The 14430-nt window shown below is 39.8% G+C and carries 10 protein-coding genes and 1 tRNA gene; 2 read left to right on the top strand and 9 right to left on the bottom strand.

Annotated features, from left to right (window positions below):
- The first annotated feature begins 31 nt into the window (after nucleotides 1–31).
- Nucleotides 32–3406 (top strand): SusC/RagA family TonB-linked outer membrane protein, encoded by a 3375-nt coding sequence (locus tag R2S08_RS15005; protein WP_316835903.1) that lies wholly within the window; start codon nucleotides 32–34, stop codon nucleotides 3404–3406.
- A gap of 25 nt (nucleotides 3407–3431) precedes the next feature.
- Nucleotides 3432–5069: a SusD/RagB family nutrient-binding outer membrane lipoprotein gene (locus R2S08_RS15000; RefSeq protein WP_316835902.1), complete on the top strand. Its 1638-nt coding sequence runs from the start codon at nucleotides 3432–3434 to the stop codon at nucleotides 5067–5069.
- A 120-nt stretch (nucleotides 5070–5189) separates the two neighbouring features.
- Here R2S08_RS15000 and R2S08_RS14995 read toward each other — a convergent pair whose 3' ends face one another.
- The 9 genes from R2S08_RS14995 to truA form a co-directional block, all read right to left on the bottom strand.
- A complete protein-coding gene (locus R2S08_RS14995) occupies nucleotides 5190–5390 on the bottom strand; it encodes a cysteine-rich CWC family protein (protein WP_316835901.1) in 201 nt (66 codons plus the stop codon).
- 139 nt (nucleotides 5391–5529) lie between these two features.
- A complete protein-coding gene (locus R2S08_RS14990; RefSeq protein WP_133778924.1) occupies nucleotides 5530–7908 on the bottom strand; it encodes a ribonucleoside-diphosphate reductase subunit alpha in 2379 nt (792 codons plus the stop codon).
- A 105-nt stretch (nucleotides 7909–8013) separates the two neighbouring features.
- Nucleotides 8014–8988: a ribonucleoside-diphosphate reductase small subunit gene (locus R2S08_RS14985; RefSeq protein WP_133778925.1), complete on the bottom strand. Its 975-nt coding sequence runs from the start codon at nucleotides 8986–8988 to the stop codon at nucleotides 8014–8016.
- 458 nt (nucleotides 8989–9446) lie between these two features.
- A complete protein-coding gene (locus R2S08_RS14980; RefSeq protein WP_316835900.1) occupies nucleotides 9447–9836 on the bottom strand; it encodes a septal ring lytic transglycosylase RlpA family protein in 390 nt (129 codons plus the stop codon).
- A 108-nt stretch (nucleotides 9837–9944) separates the two neighbouring features.
- Nucleotides 9945–10424 (bottom strand): methionine-R-sulfoxide reductase, encoded by a 480-nt coding sequence (locus R2S08_RS14975; RefSeq protein ID WP_316835899.1) that lies wholly within the window; start codon nucleotides 10422–10424, stop codon nucleotides 9945–9947.
- 238 nt (nucleotides 10425–10662) lie between these two features.
- Nucleotides 10663–10746: transfer RNA gene (locus R2S08_RS14970), tRNA-Leu, on the bottom strand.
- A 113-nt stretch (nucleotides 10747–10859) separates the two neighbouring features.
- Nucleotides 10860–11732 (bottom strand): succinate--CoA ligase subunit alpha, encoded by an 873-nt coding sequence (gene sucD / locus R2S08_RS14965; protein WP_108550316.1) that lies wholly within the window; start codon nucleotides 11730–11732, stop codon nucleotides 10860–10862.
- A gap of 142 nt (nucleotides 11733–11874) precedes the next feature.
- Complete coding sequence (locus R2S08_RS14960) at nucleotides 11875–13644, bottom strand: ABC transporter ATP-binding protein (protein ID WP_316835898.1); 1770 nt, start codon at nucleotides 13642–13644, stop codon at nucleotides 11875–11877.
- 3 nt (nucleotides 13645–13647) lie between these two features.
- Complete coding sequence (truA, locus tag R2S08_RS14955; protein ID WP_316835950.1) at nucleotides 13648–14406, bottom strand: tRNA pseudouridine(38-40) synthase TruA; 759 nt, start codon at nucleotides 14404–14406, stop codon at nucleotides 13648–13650.
- Nucleotides 14407–14430 lie beyond the last annotated feature (24 nt).

Below are 14430 nucleotides of genomic sequence, written 5' to 3'. Positions count from 1 at the left end.
CAAACTAAAACTAAACTTAACCTTTAAAGCAATGAAAAAAATATACTTAATGTACTTAAGTACTATGCTATTAAGTTTTCTAACTATAGCTGCTTATGGACAAAATAAGATTACCGGAACGGTAAAAGATGCTACGGGCCCCTTACCTGGAGTAAGTGTGTTGATCAAAGGTACCTCAAATGCAACTGAAACGAATGCCACAGGAAAATTTTCGATCTCAGCGCCTCCCAATTCAACTTTAATATTTAGTGCCATCGGATATAAACGACAGGAAGTTACACCAACAGGAAATACAGTAGACATTTTACTGGTAGAAGATCAGAACACATTGAATGAAGTTGTTGTAACAGCATTGGGTATTAAGAGAGAGGCCCGGTCGATAGGTTATTCGGCGCAAACGGTTTCAGGTGCCACGATGAATGAGGCAAATCCACCTAGTATCGCTCTGGGTTTACAGGGGAAATCTGCGGGTTTGAATATCTCTGTTCCAAACGGAGTGGAGGGGAGTTCCTCCCGTATTATCATTCGCGGCAACAATAGTTTGCTCGGAAATAACCAGCCGCTAATTGTGGTAGATGGTGTGATGGTGGACAATGAGCCGATCATGCAGAAGGGGAATAATCTTTCAGCGCAAAATTTTTCAGGAGCGAACAATGACGTTCGTTCTTCTCAGGGTACGGATTATGGTTCATTTCTGAACACAGTAAACCCAGATGATGTAGAAAGCATCAATGTACTGAAAGGACCCACAGCCGCCGCATTATATGGCGCGAGGGGAGCAAATGGAGTCATCCTCATTACGACAAAAAAGGGAGGAAAAGAAAAGGGCCTGGGGATAACCTATAACTTTTCAAACCGATGGAACGATCCTTACAGATTTGTAAAAATGCAAGACCAGTACGGAAGCGGCATGACAGAAAGCTTATATTCAGCAAATCCGGCCTTCTATAAAGATGCCAATGGCAAAGACAGGCAGTTCACTGAAAATGATCAATATGGCTCGCGTGTCAATATCCCGGGTGGGAATCCTTTTTACACCTATATAGGCTTTCCTGGAGACGGCGCTTCCTGGGGACCAAAAATGAACGGACAATCTTTAGTCTGGTGGGACGGATCTACTCAGTCCTATACTGGTAATTCCAATATTTTTAAAAGTTTCTATAAAACCGGACATACCACTACGCACAATGTTGCTTTTTCAGGTGCTGGTGATGCAGGTACGCTGCGGTTTTCTTACACCAACACCTCCAATGACGCCATAACTTATAACAGCAATTCTAATCAGAATGTCTTTAATCTGGGTTCTTCGATTAATGTTAGTAAAAAGGTAAAAGTAGAAGCGACTACCAGTTATACCAATTTAAAAAGACTCAATGTACCCAATACAACCGGGTATGACCAGGATGGAAATGCTGTACCAAGTACTGGCTATATTACAATGTATGGATTGCCAGCAGACTATAAACCCCTGGAAAGAGGCCTTACCTACAACCCGGACGGATCACAGAATACAAACACGGTGAACAACAGCCCTTATCCTAGTATGGGCATGCAGAATTACTGGTGGACTACTATGGAAAACAATCAGACCTACACGCAGAATCAGTTGCTTGGGTCTGTTAAGTTAATAGCAGAATTACTGCCTTGGTTAAATGCAACAGGCCATGCGGGTGTCAATTACTACACCAATCAATTTGAGAACAAGAATAAACCTACAGACGCACTGGGATTAGCTGGGGGCTCTTATGCCAACGACCTGTCTAAAGTAACCACCGTTAACTTCGATGGGATGTTTACAGCCCATAAGGATGACTTGTTTAAAGACCTAGATGCCAGTTTTACTGGAGGAGCCAGCAATTATCATTATAATTTATATGATCTATATGCAAAAAATCCGGGGCCATTTCTCTATCCATTCACCTATAACTTAACAAATTATGCGGGTACCGACCCCTTTCCAAGACCTACAGAAAACAGATCGGAAAGTGAAATCAATTCTGTTTACGGAATTCTAAATTTAACTTATAAAAAATATCTATTTCTGGAAATGACAGGCCGGAATGACTGGTCTTCTACCCTGCCTAAATCCAATCTGTCCTTTTTCTACCCGTCTGCCAGTTTAAGCTTTATCTTTACAGATGCCTTAAAAATGGATGCAACAAAAAACTGGTTAAGTTTCGGAAAACTTCGTTTTGCAGCTTCAAGTAGTGCAAACGGAACCATTCCTTATCAAACTATTTTCAATTATGCTCAGTCTACTCTGGGTGGCTTTACCAGCGGCTTAACCGTACCTTCTATATTACCAGCACTGCTTCTTCCTCCTCAAAAAGCCAGATCCTTTGAAATCGGAACAGATCTTGGCTTTTTTGGCAACAGGATTAATTTAAATCTTTCTTACTACAATATCTATTCTTATGATCAGATCCTTCCAGTTAATATTGCAAGTTCTTCTGGTTCCGATCGTGTAGTGATCAATACCGGTGCGTTGAGAAATAAGGGTTTTGAATTTGTGATCAATGCAAAAGCAATTCAAAGCACCAATTTCAGCTGGGACATTACCGTAAACGGGGCCCACAACCAAAACAAAGTCGTTTCTATTGCACCTGATGTAGATCAGATTCCTCTTGGTTCGTGGTTTGGAGGCAATGGTGTTAATATGAATGCCAGGGTTGGCGACAATTACGGAACCATTTATGGCTATGATTACACCTATGATAAAAACGGACAAAAGATTGTAAATAACATCACTGATGGGAGTGGAAATGTCATCGGCTCACAGTATGTACCAACTTCTTCAGTAGTTAAAATTGGAAATTCAACACCTAAACTCACCGGAGGAATATCCAATACTTTCCGTTATAAGAATTTTAGCCTGTACGTATCTACTGATTTCAAAGTCGGTGGTCAGATCTGGTCTGCAGATTATTCTTCTATGATGGGACAGGGAATGGCACCAGAAACTCTTTTTGAAAGAAACGGAGGAGGCTTGCCTTATACCTTTCCTGATGGCACCAAGGCAAATGTTGGGGTTATTTTGCCTGGCGTAACTGCTGATGGGAATCCCAATACTGCAGTAGTGAATTCCTGGTGGAAATATGCTGGAAATTACCAGTCCTGGAGCAATGTCCCACTGGTGAGAAGCAATGCTATATTTACCAACAGCTGGGGTAAATTAAGAGAGGTAAACTTTACCTATAAGGTACCTGATAAAGTGATACAAAGAACGAAAATTGTACAGAATTTATCCATTTCTATAATCGGAAGGGACCTGTTCTATTTGTTCACCACCTTACCTGACCACTTAAATCCTGAAGGGGTTAATGGGACAGGTAACGTGCAGGGGATACAATGGGGACAGTTACCAGGCGTACGCTCGTTTGGACTATCTCTAAAAGCAGGTTTTTAAGAATACTTATTTAATAACTTATTTTATGAAACATACAAGAAATAGTACCACCTGGAGGATCTTGGCTATCCTCATGGTTTTTGGAACTTTTGTATCCTGTACTAAAAATTTCGAAAAAATAAACACACCCTGGAATGGTTCAACTACAGCCAGCCCCCAGCAGTTATACACCGGTTTTTTAAGTAATTTATTTACAACTTATGGAGATCAGGCCACAATGAATGGCTGGTGGTATCCCATTTCGCAGCAAGGTATAGTTTATACTAGAGGCGATTATTCTTATGATGGAGGGCCGGCAAGTGAATGGACTAATTTTTACCACAACCTTTCCAATTACAATACGATGATGGACGTCATTTCAGCGAGACCTGATTCTGCGACCTTCACCAATTTAAAAGCAATGATGAAAGTGCTCCGAGCCTATCAAGCCATCAAATTGACTAACTTTTACGGAGACATGCCTTATTTCAAGGCAGGATTTGCTTACAACGGTAATTCTGCCAATTATAAAGTTCCTTATGATAAACAACAAAGTATCTATGTAGCTTGCCTTAATGATCTTGCCTGGGCAATTAATCATTTCTCCGCATCAGATGGATCACAGGTTTCGCTTGGTTCTGCAGACCTTATTCTGCAGAACAATATACCCCAATGGATAAAATTTGCGAATTCCTTTCGCTTGCGTGTTGCTTTAACGATGTATGACAAAGATCAGGCCGATGCCACCCCGCATATTGCCGATGCTTTAAACAAGCCACTACTCACAGATTATTCAACAGATAATGTTGGTTTCTATCCATCAAATGTTCCAAACCTTGATTTGGGGGGCAGAGAATTTTCTTTCGGACAGGAAGCTCGTTTACGCATGGGTACCACCATGTGGAAACTCATGTCCAGCAATAATAATCTGGACGGAAGTGGAATTTTTGACCTGAGGTGTAAAATCTTTTTTGAGCCCAATAATGCTGGTCAGTGGAATCCATTTCCACAAAACCCGACCTCGGGTTCCATTACCGATGGCGGGGATCCATACAACAAAGGTATAAGAGATAAAGACTGGGCAAATAAAAATGGAAACGGTAATCCTCCAACCGTTAACAACTACGCCAATTTCAATTATTACTGGGGACGGGACAAAAACATTCCTGAATTATTTATGACTGCTGCCGAAGTCCATTTCTTAAAGGCTGAAGTCTATATCCGCGGCATTGCGGGTATTGGCATCAATCCTTCAACAGCTCAAACAGAATACAATGCAGGAATTGCGGCCTCCTTAAATTTCTGGACACAACAAGCCATAAATTCTCTGGTATGGATAGTCAATAAACCGGCCGGACTGCCAAGTTCAGCAGATATTACAGCTTATCAGCAAAATTCGGCAGTACGTTTCGATTCTTCTAATCCAAGTAATGGCTTAACACAGATTTATGCACAAGAATGGATAGACTTGTTCCGTCAACCCTGGGAAGCCTGGACGTTGATGAGAAGAACAGGCGGAAAAACCCCTATGGAAACCACTAATTCCGGTTACTACACCCAAACTTATGGAAGCTACCAGCGTGTTCAATACCCAGATTCAGAACAGAGTTACAATTTCACCAATTGGAAAGCGGCAACCAGTGGAGGCGACCTTATGAGTACGAAACTTTGGATAACAAAATAGATCCTCGTAAAGGATAGATAAAAGAGGTTGTACATTAATCGGTCGTCATCTCGACGATAGGAGAGATCTGTTGTAAATTTGTTTACAGATCTCTCCTATCGTCGAGATGACGACCCTTTTTCATAACAGATTTCCTTTATATTCTTCCTGCAGTTCAAAAAGACATTTGGCACATAAACAACCGTCATACAATTCACTTATATACTGTACTTCATTTAAATCCAGTTGAACAACACTGCATTGACACTTTGTGTAAGCATTAGCCTTACATTCAATAGGTGTGCCGCAGCGTTCACAGGGTATGATCTCGTGCTTAGTCATTTTTACAAAGATACATGATGTGGCACAAATGCCTGTTCCACAAAAAGAAAATGACAAATTAAAGATTGTGCCTTACACATAAAAAAAGGAGTAAGAAATGCATCTTACTCCTGATTGTATAATTGAAAATCTATATAGACTATCCCGAACAGCTAATGCAGCCTTCTTCCATAGTACATACCGGCCCTTCAATAATCTCCTCAGCACTTGTTTCAATATGTGCAGGAATAACAGGTTCCATATTCTTACCAGCCTGATTTTCTACGGTAAATTTAACCGCCTGAGACGCAGCTTGTGTACGCAGATAATACATACCTGTTTTTAAGCCTTTTTTCCATGCGTAGAAGTGCATTGAAGTTAACTTAGATGTATTTGGTGCATTGATAAACAGATTCAGTGACTGAGACTGGCAAATATAGGCACCACGGTCTGCAGCCATGTCAATAATGCTGCGCATCTTGATTTCCCAAACTGTTTTATACAGTTCTTTAATATAATCTGGGATTTCCGCGATATCCTGGATAGAACCATTGGCTAAAATGATTCTGTCTTTCATTGCCGGAGTCCACAGCCCTAAAGCAACTAAATCTTTTAACAAATGCTTGTTTACAACGATGAACTCTCCGCTCAATACCCTTCTGGTATAGATGTTAGAAGTATAAGGCTCAAAGCATTCGTTGTTACCCAAGATCTGAGAGGTAGAAGCAGTTGGCATTGGAGCCACCAAAAGAGAGTTATAAACCCCATTTTTTACAACTTTTTCACGTAAAGTTTCCCAATCCCAACGGTTACTGTCTGGTTGTACATTCCAAAGATCAAACTGGAATTTACCTTTAGACAATGGAGAACCTTCAAAAGTTTGATAAGGACCATGTTTAACAGCCAGATCATGAGAAGCATTCATGGCCGCAAAATAGATCGTTTCAAAGATCTCTTTGTTCAGGATTTTTGCACCCTCACTTTCAAACGGTAAACGCATCAGAATAAAAGCATCAGCGAGTCCCTGAACACCCAGACCAATAGGTCTGTGACGCATATTAGAATTTTTCGCTTCTTCTACCGGGTAGTAGTTATGATCGATGATCTTATTCAGGTTTAAGGTAGCCTGATAAGTTACATCGTATAATTTTTGATGATCAAATTCGCCATTGATAACATATCTTGGTAAAGCCAAAGAAGCCAGGTTACATACAGCAACCTCATCTTTAGAAGTATATTCTATGATCTCAGTACACAAGTTGGAACTTTTTATAGTACCTAGATTCTGCTGATTAGATTTGCTGTTTGCAGCATCTTTATATAGTAAATAAGGTGTACCGGTTTCGATTTGTGAATCCAGGATAGCAAACCAAAGTTCCTGTGCTTTGATTGTTTTACGTGCACGGCCTTCCTTTTCATAGCGCTCATATAAAGCATCAAACTCTTCGCCAAAGCAATCGGCCAAACCTGGTGCTTCGTGCGGACAGAATAAACTCCAATCGCCGTTTTCCTCCACACGTTTCATAAACAAATCACAAACCCATAAGGCATAGAATAAATCACGCGCACGCAATTCTTCTTTACCATGATTTTTACGCAAATCAAGGAAACTAAAAACATCTGCATGCCAAGGCTCCAGATAAATAGCAAAAGCACCTTTACGTTTACCTCCACCCTGATCTACATAACGGGCGGTATCATTAAACACTTTCAACATTGGCACAATACCATTACTGGTCCCGTTGGTTCCTCCGATATAAGAGCCTGTAGCACGGATATTATGAATGCTTAAACCAATACCTCCAGCGCTTTGAGAAATCTTGGCTGTCTGCTTTAAGGTATCATAAATTCCTTCAATACTATCATCCTGCATGGTTAACAAAAAGCAGGAAGACATTTGAGGTTTAGGCGTAGCTGCATTAAATAAGGTTGGTGTAGCGTGTGTAAACCAACGCTCACTCATTAAATTATAAGTAGCGATTGCACTCTCTATATCTTCTTTGTGGATTCCTACAGAAACACGCATAAACAAATGCTGCGGACGCTCTACGATTTGTCCCTCAATTTTTAAAAGGTATGATTTCTCTAGTGTTTTAAATCCAAAATAATCAAATCCAAAGTCACGGTCATAAATGATCGTGCTATCCAGAATATCGGCATTTTCCTTGATCACTTCCCAAACGTCATCAGCGATCAGTGAAGCAGATTTACCTGTCTTTTCATCTACATAGTTATACAACATCTCCATTGTTTTGGAGAAGGACTTAGTTGTGTTTTTATGTAGGTTAGAAACCGCTATCCGGGAAGCCAGCAAAGCATAGTCAGGATGCTTTGTGGTTAAAGAGGCAGCAGTTTCAGCAGCCAGATTGTCTAGTTCAGACGTTGTTACTCCGTCATATAAACCTTCAATTACTTTCTTGGCTACGTCAATCGGATCAACCAGTTCCGCGTTAAAACCATAGCATAACTTCTCAATCCGAGCAGTTATCTTATCAAATCTTACCGCTTCCTGGCGGCCATCTCTTTTTTGTACAAACATATTTTTCCGGGTATTTGATTGGTGCATATCAAATTGTTGAAAGCAATTTTACAGCGGCACCGGTTTTCTTTAATTCGTTAATTATTTATGGCTGTAGCCATTGCATTAAAAGTCATCATCAAGAGAGAAAGCCGAAGCTTTATCTTCTGTAGAGGTCAGAACACCGCTTTTTTGATAATCACCAACACGTTTTTCAAAGAAATTTGTTTTGCCCTGCAGGGAAATCATCTCCATAAAATCAAACGGATTGGTTGTATTATATATTTTAGTATAACCCAACTCTTGTAACCAGCGGTCTGCAACAAACTCAATATACTGCGACATCAGTTTCGCATTCATACCAATCAGTGCAACAGGTAAGGCATCAGTAATAAACTCTTTTTCAATCTCTACAGCATCTTTGATAATACCATGTACCACCTCTTCACTCAACTTGTTTTTCAACATTTTATACAGCAGGCAGGCAAACTCACAGTGCATACCTTCGTCCCTGGAGATCAATTCATTGCTAAATGTCAATCCTGGCATCAGGCCTCTTTTCTTTAACCAGAAAATAGAGCAGAAGCTTCCGCTAAAGAATATACCTTCTACTGCCGCAAAAGCGACCAATCTTTCAGCAAAGTTACCACCCTCAATCCAACGCAAGGCCCATTCTGCTTTCTTCTTTACACATGGTACCGTTTCAACCGCATGGAACAGCCGGTCTTTCTCTTCAGGATCTTTAATATAGGTATCAATCAGCAAGGCATAAGTTTCTGAGTGTATGTTTTCCATCATGATCTGGAAACCATAGAAACAGCGTGCCTCTGGCAACTGCACCTCGCTCATAAAATTAACAGCCAGATTTTCATTTACGATACCATCGCTCGCTGCAAAAAAAGCAAGTATATGAGAAATGAAGTGACGCTCACCATCATTTAAATTATCCCAGTGTTTCTGGTCATCCGAAAGGTCAATTTCTTCAGCAGTCCAGAAGCTGGCCTCACTCTTCTTATACATTTCCCAGATAGCCGGATATTTAATAGGCAAAAGGACAAAACGATCCTTATTTTCTTTCAATAGTACTTCTTCTTCCTGCATAAGCATTTCTTTTTAATGAGTGATTAATATATAGTAGATGTCAAGAATAAATTACAGCCGCCAAGGAATCACTACTCAGTTGGAAAGATTAAAAAAATCAGAATTTATCTGCAACCTTAAGCAACTAAATATTAAACCTTTAAGTAAAAATCGACGTGTGATTTATTAAAGAACTTTATGTAAACAAATATAAAGTTCAAGCCTTTTTGTTGGCTACAATAGTTGTTAACAACTGTGCATTTTTATCAACAACAAACAAAGAAATTGACACATTAATTACCCGGAAAACTTGCTGGTTATTCCTTTTTAAACCTCTGGTTTTAAAGAAAAGGCTGTTAATAAAATTAAAATTCTGAGTTCAAACAGGTTGCAAAATTCAAACGCGTTTGAAATGAGAATAACATAAAAATCAGCAAAAAATCCGACAAACCTCAAATAGAATATCTGAGACAAAAAGATTAAACACCTTTAGTATCGTAGCTGATTTCAACTTTGGACTGCCCTTTTCTGAAAAAGCCTAAAGCCTTAGCCGCGGCCTCCGAAATATCTATAATATATCTTTTTGTAAAAGGCCCCCGATCGGTGATTTCCACATCAACTGATTTTCCGTTAGAAAGATTAGTTACTGTTACAATGGTACCGAAAGGCAAAGATCTGTGGGCAGCGGTCAATTTATGACGTCTGTATCTTTTTCCGCTTGTCGTCCTTCTACCCTCAAACCGCCTGGCATAATAAGTGGCCATCCCGGTTTTCGTATGTTCTTTAGACTCCTCCTGCCCTGTTTTATCTTCTTGTGCATGAACTTGTAAAAACAGGAACATACCCAGTAAAATCAAACAATACCTCATATACTTTTTTATTGGTGAAACCGCAAAGATAAGAAAACTAACCGCTTATAAAATAAAAAAGCCAGAACAGTGGCTGTTCTGGCTTTCAAAATTTTAAAATTCGGGCTTCTATTGCTGATCAGGCACGAAATTCATAGAGATGGAGTTTACACAATGACGGGTATTTTTCGTGGTAAAACCTTCTCCTAAAAATACGTGTCCGAGATGCGCCTTGCAATTGGCACAGACAATTTCAGTCCTTGATCCATCTGCATCGGGGATCCTTAATACCGCACCTTTAATCTCATCATCAAAGCTCGGCCACCCGCAATGAGAATCAAATTTAGACTCGGAACGATACAAAGGCGCATTACATCTCTTGCACACATATACACCTTTTGATTTATTGTTCAGTAATTTACCCGTACCAGGATATTCAGTGCCCTTATGTACAATAATTTCTTCTTCTTCGGGGGTTAATTTATTCCATTCCATATTCTTGGTCGATTTAACAGCAATATCTTTATTTTCCTTCTGAGCACAGGCCGCAAGGCCGGTTATCCCTAACACTCCCGCAAGAAGGAATGTTTTATAACATAGTATTTTCATCAGTATATAATTTTGTTTTTCATCGGTAATGAAGCTATCATGAGCATATTCATTGCTGTTTGTAAGCGGTATGCTTATGATGGTTTCATCTGTGCAATTTGTTTACTCAATATACGAAATACAGAGTCACATAGTTTGAAGACAAGGTAATAATTATGTCATTCCGTTTTTGAAAAACGATCTCATAAAAAAACCCTGAAATGATGATTTCAGGGTTTTTTATTATTGAATTGGTTTGTGCCCGAAGAGAGACTCGAACTCTCAAGGATTGTACTCCAACGGCTTCTGAGACCGCAACGTTTACCAATTTCGCCATCCGGGCAGTAAAACAAGCACAAATTTGCTCAACGGGTACAAAAGTAGGATTATTTTCTGAAATAAAAAAGCTCCGATGAAATATCACCAGAGCTTTTTAACATTATACAAGAAGATCTTTTATTTTTTTAGCAATTCAGCCATAGCAGCACCAATCTCAGCCGGACTTTCCACTACGCGAATACCACATTCAGCCATAATTTTCATTTTCGCAGCAGCAGTATCATCAGCACCGCCAACAATTGCACCTGCGTGTCCCATTCTACGTCCTGCCGGAGCAGTCTGACCTGCAATAAAACCAACTACTGGTTTTGTTCCGTTTTCTTTGATCCAACGTGCAGCTTCAGCTTCCATACCACCACCAATCTCACCGATCATGATGATACCTTCAGTTTCTGGGTCATTCATCAACAATTCAACCGCTTCTTTAGTTGTTGTACCAATAATTGGATCTCCACCAATACCAATAGCTGTTGTGATACCCATACCTGCTTTAACCACCTGATCAACGGCTTCATAAGTCAAGGTACCAGATTTTGATACCACACCTACTTTACCTTCTTTAAAGATAAAACCTGGCATAATACCAATTTTAGCTTCACCTGCGGTAATGATACCTGGACAGTTCGGGCCAATTAAACGACAATCCCTGTCAGAAATATATTCTTTAACCTGAATCATATCCTTTGTAGGGATACCTTCAGTAATACAAACGATCACTTTAATCCCCGCTTCGGCAGCTTCCATAATGGCATCTGCAGCAAAAGCAGGAGGAACAAATATGATAGATACATTGGCGCCGGCCTGATCAACCGCATCCTTAACTGTATTAAATACCGGTCTGTCTAAATGAGTTTGTCCTCCTTTGCCAGGAGTAACCCCTCCAACAACGTTAGTCCCGTATTCTATCATTTGAGAAGCATGATAAGTGCCTTCATTTCCTGTAAAACCCTGAACAATAACTTTTGAATCTTTATTTACTAAAACACTCATGTATCTATATTTTTTTGTTGCAAAGCTAAGGTAATTGAAATGGATTGTCAAATTGATTACCATTTTTATTACAATCTAAACATATACAGTTTTCAATAGAGAGTTTAACAAAGTTTCCCATCCAGTTGTAGTATTATAAAAATTAATTTGTGATCCCAACCGAATTAAACTGCAAGTCATACAGTTTTTTATAATAACCATCAATTTTAAGTAACTCCTGATGTGTTCCTTTTTCCTTAATTTCTCCTTTGTCCAGTACAATGATCTGGTCAGCCTTCTGAATAGTAGATAAACGGTGGGCAATAACGATAGACGTGCGACCCGTCATCAGGTTCTCAATGGCATGCTGAATCAGCATCTCAGTTTCTGTATCTACAGACGATGTTGCTTCATCCAGCACCAGAATAGAAGGATTATACACCAGGGCACGGATGAAAGAAATCAATTGTGCCTGACCTGCTGATAATGTCGCACCGCGTTCCATCACATTATACTGGTAACCCGAGGGCAAACGCTCTATAAAATCATGAGCACCAACTTTTTTAGCCGCATCAACTACTTCTTCCATACTGATAGATGGATTATTGAGCGTAATGTTATTAAAAATGGTATCTGAAAACAGAAAAACGTCCTGTAACACAGTAGCTATGTTTTTCCTTAGATAATTGAGCTCATAGGAATGGATATCTGTTCCGTCAACCGTAATTTTACCTTTCTGAATTTCATAGAAGCGGTTCAGGATATTGATCGTTGATGATTTACCTGCGCCGGTAGCCCCCACAAGAGCGACAGTCTGCCCTGCCTGAACTTCGAATGAAATATCTTTCAGTACATAATTGTCGTCATTATAAGCAAACCATACCTTATCAAACTTTATCGAACCATTCATTTTTTCAGGGGCGTAACTTCCTTCATTTGACGTAACTTCATCTGTATCTAAGACTTTAAATACCCTTTCGGCACCAACCATTCCCATTTGAAGTGTATTAAACTTATCTGCAAGTTCCCTTATTGGGCGGAACAGCATACTAATAAACATAAGGAATTCTGCAATGGTCCCTGGCGTTACATTCAAAGGTTTAGCCAAAATGCTCTTAGCTCCATACCAGACCAATAAGCCCATAGACATTGCTGAAATAATTTCTACTACCGGAAAAAAGATAGAATAATACCAATTGGAACGGATATTTGCATCCCGGTAACGGGAATTGATCTTCTCAAATTTATTGTATTCCTGTTTTTCCCTTGCAAAGTATTGGATAATAGAGATGCCTGTAATATGTTCTTGCAGAAAAGTATTCAGATTGGATACTTCCGTCCTGATTTGTTGAAAAGCAGACTTGATGGCCTTTTGGAAGATAGAAGTGGCCATGATCAGCAAGGGCATAGGCAACAGTACAATAATCGTTAGTTCCCAGTCTGAGTAAACCATAAAAACAATAATGGCGATCACCTGCAAAATATCACCAATGATCACGATCAATCCTTCAGAGAAAATATCGGAGATGGTTTCCAGATCGGAAACTGTTCGGGTAATCAGCTGCCCAATAGGCGTCTTATCAAAATATTTTAACCGAAGGCGGGTAATGTGGTTAAATACATTAATCCTAAGGTCGCGAATGGCCGACTGCCCAAGGGTATTGGTCAATAAAGTATGACTGTACTGAATGATGCTTTGCAACACCAACAGCAGTACCATCAAAACCGTCATATTCACCAATCCGCCATAGGCAGAGGTAAGAATATAGTTATCTAATGTATATTTAATCAGGAAAGGTCTTACCGGAGCAATGAGCGCCAGTAGTATGGTCAGGACAACAGACCAGATAAAAATGCCCCGATAAGGTTTAACATACTGAAAAACTCTCTTCAGCAAACCAACATTAAAAGCATCTCCTGTTATTTTAGACATAGATTAGTGTACAAAAGGATATTCAATATGAACCAGATACAACCCGCAGGCGGGCACAGACTGACCTGCCTGACTACGGTCTTTACTTTCCATAATCTTTGCAAGGTCGGTTAAATTAATTTCTTTTTTTCCTATTCTGATCAAAGTTCCTACCACAGCACGCACCATATTCCTAAGAAAACGATCAGCTCTTATAGTAAAGATAAGTCCACCGTCCTTTTGTTCAAAAAACGCCTCTTTGATTACGCAATTATTGGTAAAAGTTTGCGTATTGGACTTACTGAAACAGGAAAAATCTGTATAAGTCATAATCAAAGCCGCGGCTTCATTCATTGCAGAAACATCCAGACTTCCCTTATATAACCAGGAACGGTTCAATTTGAAAGGGTCCTTATGAAAGTGGAGATGATACTGGTACGCCCTTGATGTGGCATTAAATCTCGCGTGTGCCTGCGGGTCTACTTCCAAGATTCTTTTCACAGCAATATCATAAGGAAGCAGTGAATTAAGACTACTTACCTTGCTGTTGATATTGGCATAATCCCCTACGGGCAGGTCAAAATGAGCAAAGAACTGCGAAGCATGAACACCAGTATCTGTACGGCCACAACCCAGCGTCACAATAGCCTGCCTAAAAAAAACGGATAGTGCCTTATCCAGACACTCTTGCACAGAAAGAGCATTAGGCTGTATTTGCCAGCCATGATAAGCTGTGCCGTTATAAGATAGTTCGATAAAAAAACGTTGTGTATTCAATAGCACAAAGTTAACTGATATTCTCTTCTT

The sequence above is a fragment of the Pedobacter nutrimenti genome (assembly GCF_032678445.1).
Classification (GTDB): Bacteria; Bacteroidota; Bacteroidia; order Sphingobacteriales; family Sphingobacteriaceae; genus Pedobacter; species Pedobacter nutrimenti_A.
Note: the sequence above shows the minus strand (reverse complement) of the source record. Positions and strands in the feature narration are given on the sequence as shown.